A 20,702-nucleotide genomic window follows, 5' to 3' on the forward strand; every position below is an offset into this window, starting at 1 on the left:
AAACATATTTTCAAATAAAAAGCCGAGTTTTAAAACTTGGCTTTTTTTATGCATATTTATAAAAAACATCATGTCATCTAAAAAAAGAATAACTAGAGCTTTTAATAATGCCAAAACACTTCCACTAACCGAAAGTTCTAAATACATTATGTTTTCCGATTGCCATAGAGGAGATAATAGTTTTGCTGATGACTTTGCTCGTAATAGAAATATTTTCAACTATGCATTGTCTCAATATTTTATTGAAGATTATACTTATATCGAATTAGGTGATGGTGATGAATTATGGGAAAATAAATTTGATACAATTTTCCAAGAAAATAAAGATGTTTATTTGCTTTTGAAAAAATTCTATGATACAAATAGACTTCATTTTATTTGGGGGAATCATGATATGGTTTACAAGAACCCAAAAACCATCAACAAAAATCTAGCTTATTATTTCGAAGACGCTCTTGGTAAAGAACTTGAACTTATGCCCAATGCTTCATTTTCTGAATCTATTCTACTAAAAAATGAACAAACCAAACAATCTCTATTCTTAATTCATGGACATCAAGCAGATTGGTTTAATTATAACTTCTGGCGTTTAAGTCGCTTTTTAGTGCGATTTTTATGGAAACCTTTACAAATCCTGGGAATTAAAGACCCCACCAGTCCTGCTAAAAATTTTCGAGAATTAATTAAAGTAGAACAGCGAATTGAAAAATGGATTAAAAGTAATCAAAACCAAATAATTATAACTGGGCATACGCACAGACCTCGATTTCCTCAACCTGACGAAGTTCCATTTTTTAATGATGGAAGTTGCGTACATCCTAGATGCATAACGGGTTTAGAAATTGAAAATTATCAAATAACTCTTATTAAATGGCATTTGGTAACTCAAGAAAACGGAACTATGAAAATTATAAAAACTATTCTTGAAGGTCCTAAAAATATTGAGGAATATCAATAGAAAAATCGATTTCATAACATTAAGGTAACATTGAGAAAAGCATTGGTTTTTACTTTTGTCGAGTTTAAATCTATAAAAATGGGAGATCCATATATTTTAATGTTAATAGCGCTTGCTGGACTTGCAATTCTTGATTTGGTGGTGGGAGTAAGTAATGACGCTGTAAACTTTTTAAATTCTGCTATTGGTTCTAAGGCAATTCCAATTAAAACCATTATGATTATTGCTAGTGTTGGAGTTTTCTTTGGAGCAGTGACTTCTAGTGGAATGATGGAGGTAGCTAGAAAAGGAATATTCAACCCCAATATGTTCATGTTTGAAGAAATAATGTTCATTTTTATGGCGGTTATGATAACCGATATTCTACTACTAGATATTTTCAATTCTTTAGGAATGCCAACATCTACAACAGTATCCATTGTATTCGAATTACTTGGAGCAGCTGTCGCAATCGCTTTACTCAAAATAACAGCATCAGATCAACCAATTAATGAAATTTCTCAGTACATTAATAACGAACAAGCTACTCAAATTATCTTAGGTATTATACTCTCCGTAATTGTAGCGTTTACCGTTGGTGCAATCGTACAATATTTCTCAAGGTTAATTTATTCCTTCAATTTTGAGAGCAGACCAACATATATAAGTGCAATATTTGGAGGGTTTGCAATAACTGCTATCACCTACTTTATAATTATCAAAGGTTTAAAAGGAACTGACTTTTATGGAAATATAAAGCATATAATAGAGGGGAATACTACAGTAATTATTGCTGGTAGCTTTATTTTGTGGTCTACTGTTTCTTATGCGTTAATAAAAGTTTTCAAAATAAATATATTAACCGCAATTATTGCAATTGGAACATTTTCTTTAGCTATGGCTTTTGCCGGAAATGATTTAGTCAATTTCATTGGTGTTCCTATTGCCGCATTGAATTCGTATAATGCTTGGGAAGCTTCAGGAGAAGCAGCTAACCAGTTTTCAATGGGTATTTTAGCCGATAAAGTACCATCTAATACAATATTATTATTAATTGCTGGAGCAATTATGGTAATTACACTTTGGACTTCTAAAAAAGCTAGAGTTGTAATTGAAACGGGAATTAATTTATCCCGCCAAGGAGATGGACATGAAAAATTCCAACCAAACAATCTTTCTCGTGTTGTAGTTAGAGCTGCTATGTTTGCTAATTTAGGTTTAAACAAACTGATCCCTATTAAAACCCAAGAATACATTAATTCAAAGTTTGAAAAACCTGTAATTAAATTACCAAAAGATAAAACTTATGAATTACCAGCTTTCGATTTAGTTAGGGCTTCAGTTAACTTAATCATGGCAAGTATCTTAATCTCTATCGCAACTTCAATGAAACTGCCTCTTTCTACTACCTATGTAACATTTATGGTAGCAATGGGAACCTCATTAGCAGATAGAGCTTGGGGTCGTGAAAGTGCTGTTTATAGAGTTGCCGGTGTTTTAAATGTAATTGGAGGATGGTTTCTAACAGCAATTATCGCATTCACGGCAGCTGGTATTGTTGCTTTCTTAATTTATTGGCATACAGCAATGATTCCTGTTTTATTATTTGTTGTAATTGCAATGTTAGTAAGAACGACTCTTCAATATTCAAAAAAATCAAAAGAAGAAAAACAACAACAGTTTGTTGAAAGAGCAGAATTAATTTCAATTAATGAAGTTATTGAGGAGAGTTCTGGACATATTGCTAATGTAGCCACAAGAGTAAATAAATTATACTCTAGCGTAGTAAATGATTTAGCAACTCATAATTTAAATAAATTAAGAAAAACTGAAAAGTATGTAGAAAAATTAAACGACGAAATCGAAAGTTTAAAGAGTGGAGTTTTCTATTTTATTAAATCTCTCGACGATACTTCAGTTCAAGCAAGTAAATTCTATATCTTAATCCTTGGGCATTTACAAGATGTTGCCCAATCGATAAGCTTGATTTCTAAGTCTACTTTCAAACACGTAAATAACAATCACAAGAACTTAAAGAAGTCTCAAATCAAAGATTTAAAAAACATTGACATCAAACTTAGTGAACTGTTAGACGGAATTAATGACGCTTTTGAAAAGAAGCAATTCGAAAACTTAAATGATATTTTGATTGGTAAAAAAGAACTTTTAAAAGAAGTTTCTGAATCTATCGAAAGACAAGTTGAAAGAATTCGTACATATGAAACAAGTCCAAAAAACACGACACTTTACTTTAGTATTTTGTTAGAAACTCAAGATTTAGTTTCTGAACTAATTAACTTACTAGATAATTACAATGAATTTTACATTAGCACCAAAACAACTATCTAATGATTTGATATTGAAAAAAAATAAAAAATGCTCGAGTTTAACTCGAGCATTTTTTGTTGTTATATATTGATTATATTTTTAATCGTCTTTACCTTTATTTAAAGGAATTCATCACGCCGCTTAAGAAATTATTAACATCTGCATTTTTCGTTAATCCTAATCTTACAACTACTAAATCCTGGTCTGGTAGAATAAATACATTCTGACCTTGATAACCATTAAAAGAGAACATGTTTTTTGGAACATCAGAATATCTTCCTCCTGCATTTAACCAAATTTGGGCTCCATACCAACCATCAGAAGTTGGGGTTGGTGTAGTTGCGTATTTTACCCAATCTTTATCAAATAAAGAATCTCCATTCCAATTTCCGTCATGTAAATATAGTAATCCTAATTTAGCCCAATCTCGAGCGGTTGCCCACGCATAAGAAGAACCAACATAATTACCAACCATATCCGTTTCAACTGTCATTGAATTCATTCCAATCCTATCAATTAAACCGCTATACCAGAAGTCTAAATATTTTTGATGTGTATCAAACTGTTTTCTTAAAATTCCAGAAAGTAAATTTGTCGTTCCAGAAGAGTAATTCCAAGTTTCGTTTGGTTTTCCTATTAACTGTTTTCCTAACTGAATTTTAGTAACATCTTCCGTTAGGAACAACATTTTGGTAACATCAGAAATTGTGTTATAATCCTCATCCCATTCCAATCCACTATTCATTTGAAGTAAATTATGAATTGTAATATCTTTTCTATCATCATTACTCCATTCTTCAAAAGGCGCTTTATCATTAACATCTATAAGCCCTTTGCTTTGTAAAACACCAAACAAAGCGCTCGTAATACTTTTAGTCATTGACCAACCAAGGAATTTGGAGTTTTTATCAAAGCCAGTATCATATCTCTCCGTAATAATCTTATCCTTGTATATTACAAGTATTACTCTTGTTTTATTAACACTGTTAAACATTTCATCAACGGTAGAATTTAACTTATCGTAATCAATATTAGCAAATACTGAATCTTTTGGCTCTGCATTCCCGTAAGGGAATTCAGTTGTATCATCCGGTTTAGATCTAGTTGGTTTTTTCATATTACTATCAAGTTCAAAACCATCAACTAATAATACATTACCAAATCCTTCTCTGTACTTTGAAGTACGTTTTAACAAACCTAATGCAGAAGACTGGGCAGTTTTGTTCTCTTCATTTATTGTATTAGTCGCTAAGTTTATTGGCGAAAAATTAGTATCGGTAGAATCAGTAAATACTAAATCTCTTTCAGCTAAAAAAACTGAAGAACCCGTCATTTTTGCAGAATAACCTGCTAAAATGTTTAGCTTTGGGTAATTATAAAAACCAATTAAAAGTAAAATAGTGAAAAGTAATAGTAGACCTCTCTTAATTATTCTCATGTAAGATAAATTTTAAACAAATGTAAGAATTTAAGTGATTGATTGTTCGTTTGCCTGTATAGCCGTATTTTTGTTACAAATTAATATTTCATGTTTGATATTGACACAATCCGTGAAGATTTCCCGATTTTGAAAAGAGAAGTTCATGGTAAACCTTTGATATATTTTGATAATGGTGCAACATCGCAAACACCAAAACAAGTTATCGATACAATAGTTAATTATTATACTAACTATAATGCAAATATTCATCGTGGAGTACACACGTTAAGTCAAGAAGCTACAGATAAGTATGAGGAGGCTCGTGTTAAAATTCAAAATCACTTCAATGCAAAACATTCTTATGAGATAATTTTCACCGCTGGTACTACTGAAAGTATCAATATAATTGCTTCTGGTTTTTCTTCTATCATAAAAGAAGGAGATGAAGTAATTGTATCTGCTTTGGAACATCATTCTAATATTGTGCCTTGGCAAATGATGTGTGAGAAAACTGGAGCTCAGTTAAAAGTACTTCCTATGAATGAAGATGGTTCTTTGAGAATGGATTTGTTTGATGAATTGCTTACAAACAAAACAAAACTAGTTTTTTGCAATCACGTATCAAATGCCTTAGGAACTATTAATCCTATTGAAACTTTAATTCATAAAGCACATAAATTTGGAGCTTACGTTTTAATTGATGGAGCGCAAGCTTGTCCTCACATTAAACCAGATGTTCAAAAATTAGATGTAGATTTTTATGTGACTTCTGCTCATAAAATGTGTGGCCCTACGGGAGTTGGAATCCTTTACGGAAAGAAAGAATTGCTAGAAATGTTACCTCCTTATCAAGGCGGAGGAGAAATGATAGAAACGGTAACATTCGAAAAAACAACCTACGCAGGTTTACCTCATAAATTTGAAGCAGGTACACCAAATATTTGTGGTGGTATCGCATTTGGTGCAGCTGTAGACTACATGAATTCTATTGGTTTTGAAACCATTCAAGAACGTGAAAATGAACTTTTACATTATGCAACCGAGAAACTAACTGAAATAGAAGGACTTAAAATATATGGTACTGCTAATAAAACATCAGTAGTTTCTTTTAACATAGCCAATATTCACCCGTATGATATCGGAGCTATTCTTGACAAACTTGGAATTGCTGTAAGAACTGGTCACCATTGTGCTCAACCAATTATGGATTATTTTAAAATACCCGGAACAGTTCGAGCATCCTTATCTTTTTACAATACAAAAGAAGAAATTGACACATTAGTTGCTGCAGTTAAAAAGGCAAAAATGATGCTGAGTTAAATCCATTCTATATCAAAATACAAACCATAGAAGTATTATATAGTTTTATTTTTTAGTGCTCTTTTCTGTTTTGTAAAAAAATAATTAATGCGTTTTTACGAGTAAACGAACTTCTAACTATTTGTTATCCTAGAAAAGTTCATTTATCATACTATTACATTAGAAATAACTCTTCTTATAACATCAAAAATAAGTTCTTAATCAAAACCATTAATTTCTTTCTAACTTCTTTGTTGATTTTTTAACGAAAAAAGTTCAGAAAATTTACGGGGGTACTGTTGTTACGATTATCCAACCTTTAAATTTTACCCAATAAGAAAGGTTTTTAAGGATCGTTACAATAGTAAATCTTTCAACTAAATATCCTTACAATTAAAATATAGAATTCACAGTAAATACTTTTACCTAAGCATAATATTAACAAGTACTTACCACTAGTTAGATAGTAAATAAAAAAAAGTAAATTCGAAATATCAATCAATGAAAGTATTAAACCATCAGTTAAACGAAAACCAAGGTTCAATAAAAAGTTCTAAGACATAATCATGGTTGTATGAGTTTATTCTCTCAAAGACAAAAGAAATAATGAGAACTACTTTCTAATCAAGTGGTCCCCATAATTTATATCTTAAACTAAGCTAGAATAAATTGTTTATATTCAAGCGTCATATTTTACAAGACACTTTTTAAATAAAACAGATTATGAAATATTTTAAATTAATAGTCATTTTATTTACATCTTTGAATGGTGTTTCACAAAAAAGCAATATAAGTTCAGATTCCATTCAAGAGATTGTATTTAATGCGCAAACCCGCGGTAAACTAGAAAACATTACAATTTCTGATAAAGCTATATTTTATAAAACTTACGAGACTTCCAAAACTTTCGGTATTGACTCTGATCAGAAGAAACAATTAACTGATTTAATAAAGAAAATTGATTTACAAAACATATCGAATATTAAAGCTCCATCGAATAAAAGAGCTTTTGACGGAGCATTACAGGCGACTCTTTCGATTAAAACTGAATCTAATAATTATGTTTCTAGTCAATTCGATGATGATAATCCACCGAAAAAACTCAAAGTTTTAATTGAATTAATGAAAACCTTATGTAAAGAATAAATTACTTACGTCCGAAATCAGCAGGAATTTCTCCCCAAGCCTTAGTTTCCCATTTTAAAATAGGGTTACTGTAGTTATTCTCCTGAAGCCACTTCTCTGCTCTCTTTATCATATCCAAAAGATCTTTATTTTCATCCGAAAATGTAACGTTAGTTCTACATTGTTTCTTTTTTACCCAACTCATAGCAATCTTTGAGTCTGTATATATTGGATAGTTATGTTCGTTTTTACTTTTCAAAAAAGCTAATCCGTGAACAATTGCAAGAAATTCACCTATGTTATTTGTTCCTTTTTTAAATGGTCCTTGTATAAATATTTGTTTTTTGGTCTTTGTATCAACACCCCTGTATTCCATCGCACCTGGGTTACCAGAACAAGCAGCATCTACGGACAAACTATTTAATATTGGTTTTCCAAACTTTACTAACTCCTCTTTAGTAAGTGTTATTTTTCTAGTGTCTTTACCCTTGTAGTCATTATAGGTTTTTTTCAACGCTAAGTTAGCCTCGGATTCACTCACAAAAGATTTATATTGAGCTCCTTCAAACCCATTAATTTGTTCTTTACATTCATTCCAAGAAGAATATATTCCAGGTTTCTTACCTTTCCAAACCACATAAAACTTCTTTTTTTTAGCCAATTTTCTTATTTAAAATTATTTGTTCTATAACCTTTGGAAAGTGTTCATACTCCAATTTATGTACTTTTTGAGCAATATCTTCTGGTGTATCGCTCGTAAATAGTTTACATCTAGCTTGAAAAATTATAGCTCCTTCATCGTAATTCTCATTTACATAGTGAATTGTAATACCTGTTTCTTCCTCAAAGTTTTCTTTTACAGCCCTATGAACATTCATTCCATACATTCCTTTTCCTCCATATTTCGGTAATAAAGCAGGATGAATATTAATAATTCTATTAGGAAAAGCCTCAACAATATTCACAGGAATCCTCCATAAAAACCCAGCTAATACGATATAATCAGCTTCCTTTTTTAAGAAATCGATGATTTTATTAGTTTTAGTGAATTCTTCTCTGTTAAAAACCATAGAATTCATATTTAACCTTTTACACCTAACTAAAACTTTGGCTTGCTGATTATTAGTAAGTACATGCGTAACTGAAATAGAATCCCTAGTTTGAAAATACTTAATAATATTTTCGGCATTACTTCCAGAACCAGAGGCAAAAATTACAATTCGTTTCATAAAATAAGACACTATATATTGACTGCAAAAAAACAATAATTATTAACATCAATGAGGTGTAAATCAAAAGATTTTTTATTTTAGACTCACATTTTTGAGCAAAAATTAGAATTAAAACCTAAGATTTGTATTTTTGCGTCGATTTTAAATTTAAAAAATTAGAAAATTATGTCAGACATTGCATCAAGAGTAAAGGCAATTATCGTTGATAAGTTAGGAGTTGACGATAACGAAGTAACTAACGAAGCAAGTTTTACTAACGATTTAGGAGCAGACTCGTTAGACACTGTTGAGTTAATCATGGAATTCGAAAAAGAATTTGATATTCAAATCCCAGACGATCAAGCAGAAAACATTGCTACAGTAGGTCAAGCAATAAGCTATATTGAAGAAGCTAAAAAGTAAAAATATATGCAATTAAAACGAGTTGTTATAACTGGACTTGGCGCATTAACGCCAATAGGAAATAATATTGAAGAATATTGGAATGGCTTAGTTAACGGAGTTAGCGGGGCAGCCCCTATTACATATTTTGATGCTGCCAAGTTCAAAACTCGTTTCGCTTGTGAACTGAAAAATTTCAATGTTAAAAATTACATTGACAGAAAGGAATCAAGAAGAATGGATAGGTTTACACAGTATGCAATGATTGCTTCAGATGAGGCTATCAAAGATGCTAAGTTAAACTTAGACAAAATCAATAAATTAAGAGTTGGAGTTATTTGGGGAGCCGGGATTGGTGGTTTGGAAACTTTCCAAGACGAAGTTTTAAACTACGCTAAAGGTGACGGAAGCCCTAGATTCAATCCTTTTTTTATTCCAAAAATGATTGCGGATATCGCTCCAGGAAACATTTCTATTAAAAATGGTTTCATGGGACCGAATTACACTACTGTGTCTGCATGTGCATCATCAGCAAATGCTTTAATTGATGCTTTAAACTATATACGCCTAGGTCATTGCGACGTAATTGTATCTGGAGGTAGTGAAGCAGCTGTTACTATTGCTGGGATGGGTGGATTTAATGCAATGCACGCCTTATCAACTAGAAATGATGACCCAGAAGGAGCATCAAGACCATTTGACGCTCAAAGAGATGGATTTGTTTTAGGAGAAGGAGCTGGTGCATTAATTTTAGAAGAATATGAACACGCTAAAGCTAGAGGTGCAAAAATTTATGCCGAAGTTATGGGTGGAGGATTATCTTCTGACGCACATCACATGACAGCACCACATCCTGAAGGATTAGGAGTAATTGCTGTAATGAAAAATTGTTTAGAAAACGCGGGAATTAAACCTGAAGAAGTAGATCATATTAATACTCACGGAACTTCTACACCTTTAGGTGATGTAGCAGAATTAAAAGCAATTTCAGCAGTTTTTGGTGATCACGCTAAAAACATAAATATTAATTCTACAAAATCTATGACAGGGCATCTATTAGGTGCTGCTGGTGCTATCGAAGCAATTGCCTCTATATTGGCAATGAAACATGGAATTGTACCTCCAACTATTAATCACTCAAATCCGGATGAAAATATCAATCCCGATTTAAATTTAACTTTAAATAAGCCTCAAAAACGAGAGATAAAAGTTGCAATGAGTAATACGTTTGGATTCGGAGGACACAATGCTTGTGTAGCTTTTAGAAAATTAGACTAATATCAATTACTCCATATGAATTTTCTTCGAAAAATAGTTCGACCAAAAACTAAGGAGGACGAAGAATTTTACTATGATTTAAAAGCACTACTCAACTTTAAACCTATAAAATTAGATCATTATAAAAGATCGTTTATTCATCGGTCTCTTAAATTGACTGATAGCAAAGGTAAGCCTATCAACTATGAACGATTAGAGTTTTTAGGAGACGCAATATTAGGTTCTGTAATCGCTTCTTTTTTGTACAAAGAAGCACCTAGAGGAAATGAAGGCTACTTAACGCAAATGCGCTCTAAAGTGGTAAGCAGAGAAAGTTTAAACAAGCTAGGTCAAGATTTAGATCTTATTCGCTTCGTTAAGAGTAATATCAATCAGAATCAAATCGGAGAAAATATTCATGGTAATATTTTTGAAGCTCTGATAGGAGCCATTTATTTAGACCGTGGATATAACTATTGTCACCAGTTCATCTACGATCAAGTGATTATTCCTTATGTAGACCTTCAAAAGCTTGAAAATAAAATTTCAAGTTATAAAGGATATATAATCGAATGGTGTCAAAAAACAAAAAGAAAATATCTTTTTGAAAGCTATGAAGATACAGGAAAACAAGTTCAAAAACACTTTAGTGTAATTGTCTACATTGATGGGCAAAAGATTGCTAAAGGAAGAGCTACTTCTAAGAAAAAAGCAGAAGAAATGGCCGCCAAAAGGGTTTATTATGCTTTCCAAAGTGAAATTAATGATCTTCATTAGTTAAAATCGAAATCGTTTTCGTTTTTTTTCACCTTATCTTACCATTACATTCTTTAACTTAGCACGTGAGTAAATAGTCAGTTTTATGCAAGTTCATACGGTAAGTTTTGACGATTTTTTGTGCGATAAATACTCTATTGTAGGTATTCACAGTGCAATTGAAGAATATCGACTCGCATACTTATTAAACTTATACTTAGGAATAAATCTTAAACGATGTGATAATGATGTTGATATCTTTAGTACATCCAATAAAGCATTTTTTCCTTTATATGAATATACTGATTCTAATAGTGAAGAGTCTTGGTTTTTAGTCTCTAATTTGTGTAAGATGCATGTCAAGACTGATAATATCGGGCTTTTTTCTGAAAATGAAACAAGAATCTATTTAATTCCAGAGAAAAAGAAAGTCGATTTCTTTCTAAAATTAGAAGGCGACGTTACTCAAACTAATATTGACAAGATAAACGAAGTGATTAATCTCATCCCTGAAGTAATCACCTCATACATTATAGATACAAACAAACTAAAATCAAAAGAATTTTTAATCTTTTAACCTATGCCACATAACAAGAAAACAAAGATAGTAGCTACTTTAGGACCTGCCACAAATACAAAAGAAATCTTAGCAGAAATGGCTGCTGCTGGCGTTAATGTGTTTAGAATTAACTTCTCTCATGCCGATTACGATACAGTTAAGGAAAGAATACTCCAAATTCGTGAAATAAATGAGGAAAGAGGATATAATGTAGCTGTTTTAGCTGATTTACAAGGTCCAAAATTACGAGTTGGTATAATGGAAGATGATATCGAGTTAAAAGCAGGAGATAATTTTACTTTCACTACAGAGAAATGTAAAGGTAACAATAAAAAGGCTTTCATGACTTATCAACAATTTCCTAAAGATGTAAAACCTGGGGAAAATATTCTTGTTGATGATGGTAAACTCCAATTTGAGGTAATTTCTACGGATAGAACAAAAAATGTAGTAACCAAAGTAATCGTTGGAGGACCATTAAAATCGAAAAAAGGTGTAAACCTTCCTAATACAAATATTTCTTTACCTGCTTTAACAGAAAAAGATAAAAAAGATGTTGTTTTCGCTCTAGAGCAAGAAGTAGATTGGATTGCTCTATCATTTGTTAGAAATCCCGAGGATTTAAGAATGCTGCGCGATTTAATCAAACAAAAATCACGTTATAGAGTTCCAGTAATTGCTAAAATCGAAAAGCCTGAAGCAGTAGAAAATATTGACGCTTTGGTTCCTTATTGTGATGGATTAATGGTAGCAAGAGGTGATTTAGGTGTTGAAGTACCAATGCAAGATGTTCCATTAATACAGAAAATGTTAGTTCGACGAGCTAAAAAAGCAAGAATTCCGGTTATTATTGCAACGCAAATGATGGAAACTATGATTGATAATAGTGTTCCAACGAGAGCGGAAGTTAATGATGTTGCAAATTCTATTATGGACGGAGCGGATGCCGTTATGTTATCAGGAGAAACATCTGTTGGAAAACATCCTTTACGTGTTATCCAAAAGATGACAGAAATTATTGGTAGTGTAGAATTCTCAGACTTAATTAAAGTTCCTGTTGAAGCACCACACATTAGAACTAATCGTTTCATTACAAAATCTGTCTGTTATCATGCAGCTCTTATGGCTGATGACATTAAAGCTTCAGCTATATCAACTTTAACTAATAGTGGATATACTGCATTTCAAATATCAGCTTGGCGTCCAAAATCACACGTAATTGCATTTTCATCCGAAAGAAGAATTCTTGGTAAGTTAAATTTACTATGGGGAGTTAGGGCCTTTTATTATGATCGTGAATTAAATACTGACGACACTATAAAAGATTTAAATGAAATTATCAAAGAAAAAGGATTTGTAAAACCTGGAGAATTCGTTATTAATTTGAGTTCTATGCCAGTGGATGAAAAGGGAATGGTAAATACACTAAGAGCTTCTCAAATCGATTAATCAGAAAAAAAATAAGTATTAAAAAAACCCGTAAATTAACAATCTTACGGGTTTTTATTTTAATATTTAAATAAGGTTTAATCTGCTAATAAAACAACCTTATTGTCTTTCATTTCAAGTGTTCCAGAATTGATTGCCAAAGTTAACACTTTATCATCTGCCGGTAATTTTTCAAGACTACCGTGTAAATCATCAAAAACTAAATGAATTTGACTGTGAACATGTACTTTAACTAATCCTTCGTTTAAAACGGACACGATTGGTGCGTGATTGTTTAAAACTTGGAACTCTCCATCAACGCCTGGCACCACAACAGAATCAACTTCTGATGAGAATACTACAGCTTCTGGAGTTACAATTTCTAAAAACATAATCGATCAGTATTAATTATTAAGCCTCAGCTAACATTTTCTCTCCAGCTTCAATAGCATCCTCAATAGATCCTCTTAAGTTAAATGCAGCTTCAGGATACTTATCTAACTCTCCATCCATGATCATGTTGAATCCTTTAATAGTGTCTTTAATATCAACTAATACTCCTGGAATTCCAGTAAATTGCTCTGCTACATGGAAAGGTTGAGATAAGAAACGTTGCACACGTCGCGCTCTGTGTACTACTAATTTATCCTCTTCAGATAATTCCTCCATACCTAAAATAGCAATAATATCTTGTAACTCTTTATAACGCTGTAACAACTCCTTTACTCTTTGTGCACAATTATAATGCTCATCTCCTAGAATATCTGCCGTTAAAATTCTTGAAGTAGAATCTAATGGATCCACCGCAGGATAAATACCTAACTCAGCAATTTTACGTGATAATACCGTAGTTGCATCTAAGTGAGCGAATGTTGTTGCTGGTGCTGGATCCGTTAAATCATCTGCAGGTACATATACTGCCTGAACAGAAGTAATAGATCCTTTTTTAGTAGAAGTAATACGTTCTTGCATTGCTCCCATTTCTGTAGCTAAAGTTGGTTGGTAACCTACCGCAGATGGCATACGACCTAATAAGGCAGACACTTCAGAACCTGCTTGTGTAAAACGGAAAATATTATCAACGAAGAATAATACATCCTTACCTTGGTCTTCTCCAGCTCCATCACGGAAATACTCTGCTATTGTTAACCCAGATAACGCAACTCTTGCACGTGCACCTGGTGGCTCATTCATTTGTCCGAAAACGAAAGTAGCCTTTGAATCTCTCATAGTATCTTTCTCTACTTTTGATAAATCCCATCCACCTTCTTCCATTGAGTGCATAAAATCATCACCATATTTAATAATACCAGATTCTAACATCTCACGTAATAAATCGTTCCCCTCACGAGTTCTTTCTCCTACACCAGCAAATACCGATAAACCACCGTGTCCTTTTGCAATATTGTTAATTAACTCCTGAATCAATACTGTTTTACCTACTCCTGCTCCTCCGAATAATCCAATCTTACCACCTTTTGCATAAGGCTCTATTAAATCAATTACCTTAATTCCTGTAAATAAAACCTCTGTAGATGTAGATAACTCCTCAAACTTTGGTGCTTGACGGTGAATTGGTAAACCATCTTTACCTTCTTTTGGTAAATCTCCTAAACCATCAATCGCCTCACCTGTTACATTAAATAAACGTCCATAGATATCATCTCCAATTGGCATTTGAATTGGATTACCCGTAGCTACTACATCTTGACCTCTTTTAAGACCATCAGTAGCATCCATTGAGATAGTACGTACAGTATCTTCACCGATGTGTTGTTGAACTTCTAAAACTAATATAGTTCCGTCAGCCTTTTTAATTTCTAACGAATCATAAATCTTTGGCAATTCAGCGTTTTCTGTATTAAACTCAACATCGATAACTGGACCAATAATTTGAGAAACTTTACCTGTTATTGTAGACATTACTTTCTGTAATTTAGTTATTGTATTTATTAAGTGATATTTATCCCACTTTTCAGAGCGCAAAGGTAATTTTTTTATAACAATATTAAAAGTCTTTATATAATAATTTTAAAAAAAGAAGAAAGCCTTGCTTAAGCAAGGCTTTCTATGTTATATGTTGGTATCGATTACTTCTTTAAATTAATCTCTACACGTCTGTTTTGTGCTCTACCAGCTCTAGTTTTATTAGTAGCAATAGGATAGTCTTCACCTAAACCAGCTGATGATAATCTTGAAGCTGCCACTCCACCTTTGTTAATTAAATAATCTAAAACAGCTTTAGCTCTTTTTTCAGATAATCTTTGGTTAGTTTTTGCAGCACCTGAACTATCTGTATGACCTTCGATGTTAAAATTAGCATTTGGATATTCATTCATGATTCCAGCAATTGCTTTTAACTTTCCAGTAACACCAGGTCTGAAAGAAGATCTTCCTGAATTGAAATAAATAGCTCTAGCAAACTCATCCATTTCTTTCTTCGCTTGTTCAGTAATAACTGGCTTTGGCTCAGGACAACCTTGTCTAGAAGCAACACCTGGAACATCTGGACACTTATCTAAGTTGTCAGTAACTCCGTCATTATCCTTATCTCCCCAAGGACATCCTCCATTTTCAGCAGGACCTGCCTCGTTTGGACACTTATCTTTATTATTAGCGATTCCATCACCGTCAGCGTCTGGACAACCATTCATTGCTTTAGTTCCAGCTTCATTTGGACAAGCATCGTCTTTGTCAGCAATACCGTCACCGTCAGCATCTGGACATCCATTTAATGCAGCTATACCAGCTTCATTCGGACATGCGTCGTCAGAATCTTTGATTCCGTCTCCGTCAGCATCTGGACAACCATTGAATTCTTTTAGACCAGCAACATCTGGACAAGCATCATTTTTGTCATAAACTCCATCACCATCTGTATCTTTTCCTCCAAAACGGAAAACTAGACCAAATGAATGTTGGAAATGATCACGAACTTTGTCAGCAAATTCTTTTTTAGCACCAGTTTGGAAGTTCACACCGATATTGTCGTTAAACCAAACATTAAAACCAGCACCTAAGTTTAAAGTACCTTCACTACCTTCTACAAAGTTTCCAGCTTCCATTGTTCCAAAGTCAACAAAACCACCCCCTACGTATACGTAAGGATCCCACCAAGCAGTATCTCCAATAACATTATTTAAATCCCACTTAGCAATTAAATCGATAGCCCAGTAAAGCTCATCAATGTCTTCTTCAGAAGCAAAAGTTTTTACTTTGTTTATAGAACCCGCTAATTGCAACGTGAATCCATCACTCAAGTATCTATCAATGCTTATTCTTGAGATTGAAGGTAAAGTATTATCTCCCCATTCGCTTGTTCCAATGTAATCTTGTACATAGTCACCAAACTCTGATGGAATTCTAACATCTACAGTGTTAATACCGAAACCAACAGCCCAAGGGTTGTTTTCATCTTGTGCGTTAACGTTGATGAACGTTAGAAACGCAAACATAGCCACAGCTATTCTTAATTGTTTCATTATCAAAAATTTAAATTAAAAGTTCGTTTATATATATAGCAAATGTAAGTTCTTAAAACTTATTTACAAAAGCAAATCTACAAAAACTTATAAAAAAAACAAGTTTTTGTCATTCTAATTACTAAATAACGTTTAACTCTTTTCCAACTTTTATGAACGCATTTATTGCCTTATCTAAATGCTCTTTATCATGCGCAGCAGATAATTGCACTCTTATTCTTGCTTGTTCTTTTGGTACAACTGGATAGAAAAATCCAATAACATAAATCCCTTCATCAAGTAATTTATCAGCCATTATTTGCGACAGCTTTGCATCATATAACATTACAGGAACAATCGCAGCATCTGCACCCACTAAATCAAATCCCGCCTTTTCCATTTCTGTTCTAAAGTAATTTGTATTCCACTCCAACTTATCTCTTAGTGAAGTGTCATTCGAAAGAATATCAAACACTTTTAATGATGCTCCAACGATTGCTGGAGCAAGAGAATTAGAGAACAAATATGGTCTAGATCTTTGACGCAATATTTCAATTATCTCTTTTTTACCTGTGGTATATCCTCCCATTGCGCCACCTAAAGCTTTCCCTAGTGTTCCCGTAATAATATCAATTCTACCTAGAACATTCTTTAATTCTAAAGTTCCTCGTCCTGTGGCTCCAATAAAACCAGCAGCATGACACTCATCAATCATAACTAAAGCGTCGTACTTTTCCGCTAAATCACAGATTTCATCGAGCTTCGCAACGATTCCATCCATAGAGAAAACACCGTCCGTAACAATTATCTTGAATCTATGATTTTGTTTATTTGCTTCAATTAACTGCTCTTCTAAAGAAGCCATATCATTATTATTATAACGATAACGGGCAGCTTTACACAATCTCACACCATCAATGATTGATGCATGATTTAAACTATCTGATATAATTGCATCTTCTTTTGACAATAAAGGTTCAAAAACTCCTCCGTTTGCGTCAAAAGCAGCAGCATATAAAATTGTATCCTCTGTTTGATAAAACTCAGCGATTTTAGCTTCCAATTGTTTATGAATATCTTGAGTTCCACAAATGAAACGAACAGATGACATTCCAAATCCATGAGTATCCATAACATCTTTGGCAGCCTTGATCACTTCCTTGTTATTTGAAAGACCTAAATAGTTATTCGCACAAAAGTTAATTACTTCTTCTCCTGTGGAAATTTTAATAACTGCATCTTGAGAAGAAGTTATTATTCTTTCACTTTTATATAATCCAGCATCTTTAATATCCTGAATTTCTTGTTGTAAATGTTCTTTGATTTTTCCGTACATAGTATAGTTTGTTTGCGATGTAAAATTAGTCAATTTCTTTAACTAAAACTTCATCATTTATGTATACAAGTAATTTTTTATCAATATTAAACCCTAACTTTTCTAGCTCGTTCCCATAATGTTTAATTTGATATACGTGAGAATCATTTTCTATTCCTGTTTTGTAGTCTATAATTGTAACTAAATCATTCTTGAAAACAAGTCTATCAGGAATAATAATTGTGCTTTGTTGAGTTAAAATATCTTTCTCATTATACACTTGAACTTCATCAGAAAAATACTTTTCTAATTCATCATGACCTACGATTTTAACAACTAAGTTTTTAATCGTTTTTAGTAAAGTAGCAGATATATCTCCTCTCATTTCATAAAAATGAAAAACACTTTCTAAATCGTCTACTGAATGAATTTCAGCTAAGATAGCATGCATTAAATTACCATATTGAACAGACTCTTCCTGATCAGTATCCCATAATTTCGAATCACTTGCTAACAATAAAATATTATGACTTTGCCAAGGTGTAGTAATAAACTTTTCTTGAATTTGGATTTCGCTTTTGGTTCGTTCTTGGGAACTTATTCTATTACAATCACCGAATTTATACTCGATCTCATTATCATTCCACAATCCGAGTTTTTTCAAAAATGAAATAAACAAACCAGAATAATAATTCGTATTTTCTCCAGACTTAGACAATCTTTTTTCAGTAATAATATGCAATTGCTCAACTGCTCTCGTTAATGCAACATATAACAAATTAAAATTATCTAATTCTAATTCTTGAATTTGCCGATCATATAATTCCGATCCTCTTTCATTTATGTAACCTATTGATTTATTAAAATCGATAAGCAACTCGCTAAAACCTTCATAGGATTCTGGAATACTATCAAACCAAACCTTAGGTTTGACTTGACGATAAACATCCAAATCATAAGGGAAAATCACAACTGGAAACTCTAAACCTTTAGATTTATGAATGGTCATTATATGAACAGCTTCAGCATCTTCAGAAGTAACAATACTTAACAAATCTTTCTTAAGATTCCAATACTCCATAAAGTCATGAACGTCATTGCCTTTATTTTGCTGATCTAGAACAATATCCAAGAAAAACTGCACGTATGCATCAGAATCTTCAATTAAATTAAAACTTCTAATTATATACTCAACTTTATCGTAAAGAGGTAATTCAAAATAATCATTTATTTGAAAATGAATATTATAAACCTGTAGTTCCGCAAAAAAAGTTCCAATATCTTTCTTAATTAGTTGATTCAAAAATGTGTGAATTTCTTCTTCAATTGACAAATGATGAAACAGAAAATGTAACACCTCAAACTTTAGTTCCTCATTGTCAGATTGAAGAATTAACTGAATTAAATTACTTATGAAATTTACCTTCTCACTATTTTTTAACAACAGGGTTTCGGAAGAAATTAACGGTATTTCTTTTTCAGATAAATAATTTGCTACTTGAACTCCTTCACTCTTTTTTCTCACAAGAACTGCAATTTCATTTAATGCATATTGGCTTCTTAGATCATTTATCGTTTCAAATACTTTTTGAGGATATTTCTTTTTTTCAGCTTCTTTATCCTCTTCCTTTTCTAAAAAACTAATGGTTACTTGACCACCTTTCTTCTTGTTTTTTAATTGCTTGTTTCCTTCAATAAATAAATTCTGATATTCAGAATTCCCTAAATACCCACTAACATGTTGAAAAAAATCATTGTTGAATTGAATAACCTCTGAATAACTTCGGTAATTCGTATCTAAAATTTCAATGCTTTTGTCTGCCTGAAAGACTTTATAATTCTCGTTACTTAAATTTATGAATTGCTCTGCTTTTCCTCCACGCCAACGATAAATTGCCTGCTTTGCATCACCCACCAATAACAAACTACTATATCCTTGAGCCAAAGCATTGTCAACTAAAGGAATTAAATTTTCCCACTGAAGCACAGAAGTATCCTGCATTTCATCAATAAAATAATGCATGAAACGCTCTCCAATTCGCTCGTATATGAATGGTGTGGGTTGATCTTTTATGTTGTCAGAAATTAATTGGTTGAACTCGGCATTTAAACGAATATTATTCTCCTCTTTTAAATTAGAAAGCTCCTTATTAATTGTATTTAAAACTGCTAGAGGAATTAAACTTTTCAATGTTAGTTTTTGCAGCACTAAATCTTTAAACAAATTCTCTGATTCAGTATATAGCTTCAGTAATTGAGGTAAAATTCCTTCTATGATACTTTTTATATGATCTGACTTTGTTTTTGAATAGAATAAATTTTCTTCTATTCGCTCTTTTAGTTTACTTTGATCAAAAAACTTAGCAGAGCTAGGATTATTTTTTAAGGCTGCAAAATGTTTCGGAAGTAATGAATAGTAAAAATCTTTATGATCTAATCCAGCAGTTTGAATAATTTCTAATCCTTCAATTCCTATTTCCTTCAATCTTTTTTCAACTAGAACTCGATGATTTTGTAACTTATGCTTCAGATTAATAAAATCAGACGTTGTTCTTTGTTGTAAAATTCTAAAATGCTTTACATCATCCTCGTTCAATAAAATTTTCGAAAATTCTTTCAACTCTAAGCTGATATCCCAAGATTTATCTTCATCAATTTTTGACAACGAGAAATCAATTAAAAGATTCGTCAGCTCATTACTAGTTCCAATTTTTGAAATTAATATATCTACTGCTTCATTTAATAATGAAACGGCATCCATTTCGACCTCAAAATTTAAAGTCAAACCTAAATCGAAAGCAAAATTTTTAATGATTTTATGTGTAAAACTATCAATTGTAGTTATCGAAAAATCTGAGTAATTTTGAAGTATTGCATTTAAAACCTTCGTACTTCTTTCTTTTACAGTTGTTTTATCTAAAGTCGTTTCCTGTAATATCTGCCCGATAATATCATTTTCAACTTCTTCTGCAGCATCTGATAGTGATTTCATTACACGCTCTTTCATTTCACCAGCTGCTTTGTTGGTAAATGTTATGGCTAATATTTTCTGAAAGTAAAACACATCACTCGATTGTAGTACTACTTTTAAGTACTCTTTCACTAACGTAAATGTTTTTCCACTTCCTGCAGATGCATTAAATATTTGAAATGAAGGACTTACTTCCACGACTAAATTTTTATGCAAGTTAACTAAAAAAACAC

General features: G+C 32.2%; 17 protein-coding genes. 9 read left to right on the plus strand and 8 right to left on the minus strand.

The window, feature by feature from the left end; translation table 11 throughout:
• The first annotated feature begins 70 nt into the window (after positions 1-70).
• Positions 71-958 (plus strand): metallophosphoesterase, encoded by an 888-nt coding sequence (locus BTO06_RS14890; RefSeq protein WP_100926063.1) that lies wholly within the window; start codon positions 71-73, stop codon positions 956-958.
• Positions 959-1,036: 78 nt separating this feature from the next.
• Complete coding sequence (locus tag BTO06_RS14895) at positions 1,037-3,286, plus strand: inorganic phosphate transporter (protein ID WP_100926064.1); 2,250 nt, start codon at positions 1,037-1,039, stop codon at positions 3,284-3,286.
• A gap of 94 nt (positions 3,287-3,380) precedes the next feature.
• On the opposite strand, the gene BTO06_RS14900 is transcribed toward BTO06_RS14895, so the two are convergent.
• The gene (locus BTO06_RS14900) at positions 3,381-4,703 is read right to left on the minus strand and encodes a serine hydrolase domain-containing protein (protein ID WP_198517090.1); all 1,323 of its coding nucleotides are present in this window, start codon (positions 4,701-4,703) and stop codon (positions 3,381-3,383) included.
• 90 nt (positions 4,704-4,793) lie between these two features.
• On the opposite strand from BTO06_RS14900, the gene BTO06_RS14905 reads away from it, so the two are divergent.
• Together BTO06_RS14905 and BTO06_RS14910 are read left to right on the plus strand one after the other, a co-directional pair.
• Complete coding sequence (locus tag BTO06_RS14905) at positions 4,794-6,005, plus strand: aminotransferase class V-fold PLP-dependent enzyme (protein ID WP_100926065.1); 1,212 nt, start codon at positions 4,794-4,796, stop codon at positions 6,003-6,005.
• 702 nt (positions 6,006-6,707) lie between these two features.
• The gene (locus tag BTO06_RS14910; protein WP_100926066.1) at positions 6,708-7,130 is read left to right on the plus strand and encodes a hypothetical protein; all 423 of its coding nucleotides are present in this window, start codon (positions 6,708-6,710) and stop codon (positions 7,128-7,130) included.
• Between the two features lies 1 nt (position 7,131).
• On the opposite strand, the gene BTO06_RS14915 is transcribed toward BTO06_RS14910, so the two are convergent.
• A complete protein-coding gene (locus BTO06_RS14915; protein WP_100926067.1) occupies positions 7,132-7,770 on the minus strand; it encodes a ribonuclease H1 domain-containing protein in 639 nt (212 codons plus the stop codon).
• Entirely contained in the window at positions 7,763-8,338 is a 576-nt protein-coding gene (purN, locus tag BTO06_RS14920) for a phosphoribosylglycinamide formyltransferase (RefSeq protein ID WP_100926068.1), read from the minus strand. Before purN ends, BTO06_RS14915 begins: the two co-directional genes overlap by 8 nt.
• A gap of 168 nt (positions 8,339-8,506) precedes the next feature.
• Between purN and BTO06_RS14925 the strand changes: the two genes are divergently transcribed.
• From BTO06_RS14925 to pyk, 5 genes are all read left to right on the plus strand, one after another.
• Positions 8,507-8,743 carry an acyl carrier protein gene (locus BTO06_RS14925; protein WP_075340350.1) on the plus strand — a complete coding sequence of 79 codons (237 nt, stop codon included), beginning with the start codon at positions 8,507-8,509 and terminating at the stop codon, positions 8,741-8,743.
• 6 nt (positions 8,744-8,749) lie between these two features.
• On the plus strand, positions 8,750-10,000 hold the full coding sequence (gene fabF / locus BTO06_RS14930) for a beta-ketoacyl-ACP synthase II (protein ID WP_100926069.1): 1,251 nt from the start codon (positions 8,750-8,752) through the stop codon (positions 9,998-10,000).
• Between the two features lie 15 nt (positions 10,001-10,015).
• Entirely contained in the window at positions 10,016-10,756 is a 741-nt protein-coding gene (gene rnc / locus BTO06_RS14935; protein ID WP_100926070.1) for a ribonuclease III, read from the plus strand.
• 85 nt (positions 10,757-10,841) lie between these two features.
• The gene (locus BTO06_RS14940; RefSeq protein WP_100926071.1) at positions 10,842-11,312 is read left to right on the plus strand and encodes an IPExxxVDY family protein; all 471 of its coding nucleotides are present in this window, start codon (positions 10,842-10,844) and stop codon (positions 11,310-11,312) included.
• Positions 11,313-11,315: 3 nt separating this feature from the next.
• A complete protein-coding gene (gene pyk, locus BTO06_RS14945; protein ID WP_100926072.1) occupies positions 11,316-12,743 on the plus strand; it encodes a pyruvate kinase in 1,428 nt (475 codons plus the stop codon).
• Positions 12,744-12,820: 77 nt separating this feature from the next.
• Here the strand turns inward: pyk and BTO06_RS14950 are convergent, their stop codons facing one another.
• From BTO06_RS14950 to BTO06_RS14970, 5 genes are all read right to left on the minus strand, one after another.
• Positions 12,821-13,114 (minus strand): FoF1 ATP synthase subunit delta/epsilon, encoded by a 294-nt coding sequence (locus tag BTO06_RS14950; RefSeq protein WP_100926073.1) that lies wholly within the window; start codon positions 13,112-13,114, stop codon positions 12,821-12,823.
• 19 nt (positions 13,115-13,133) lie between these two features.
• The gene (gene atpD, locus BTO06_RS14955) at positions 13,134-14,645 is read right to left on the minus strand and encodes a F0F1 ATP synthase subunit beta (RefSeq protein ID WP_100926809.1); all 1,512 of its coding nucleotides are present in this window, start codon (positions 14,643-14,645) and stop codon (positions 13,134-13,136) included.
• Between the two features lie 167 nt (positions 14,646-14,812).
• Positions 14,813-16,204: an OmpA family protein gene (locus BTO06_RS14960; protein ID WP_100926074.1), complete on the minus strand. Its 1,392-nt coding sequence runs from the start codon at positions 16,202-16,204 to the stop codon at positions 14,813-14,815.
• A gap of 121 nt (positions 16,205-16,325) precedes the next feature.
• Positions 16,326-17,519 carry a glycine C-acetyltransferase gene (kbl, locus tag BTO06_RS14965; RefSeq protein WP_100926075.1) on the minus strand — a complete coding sequence of 398 codons (1,194 nt, stop codon included), beginning with the start codon at positions 17,517-17,519 and terminating at the stop codon, positions 16,326-16,328.
• A 25-nt stretch (positions 17,520-17,544) separates the two neighbouring features.
• Positions 17,545-20,667: a UvrD-helicase domain-containing protein gene (locus BTO06_RS14970; protein WP_100926076.1), complete on the minus strand. Its 3,123-nt coding sequence runs from the start codon at positions 20,665-20,667 to the stop codon at positions 17,545-17,547.
• Positions 20,668-20,702 lie beyond the last annotated feature (35 nt).

It is taken from the genome of Tenacibaculum sp. SZ-18, assembly GCF_002813915.1.
Lineage (GTDB): Bacteria > Bacteroidota > Bacteroidia > Flavobacteriales > Flavobacteriaceae > Polaribacter.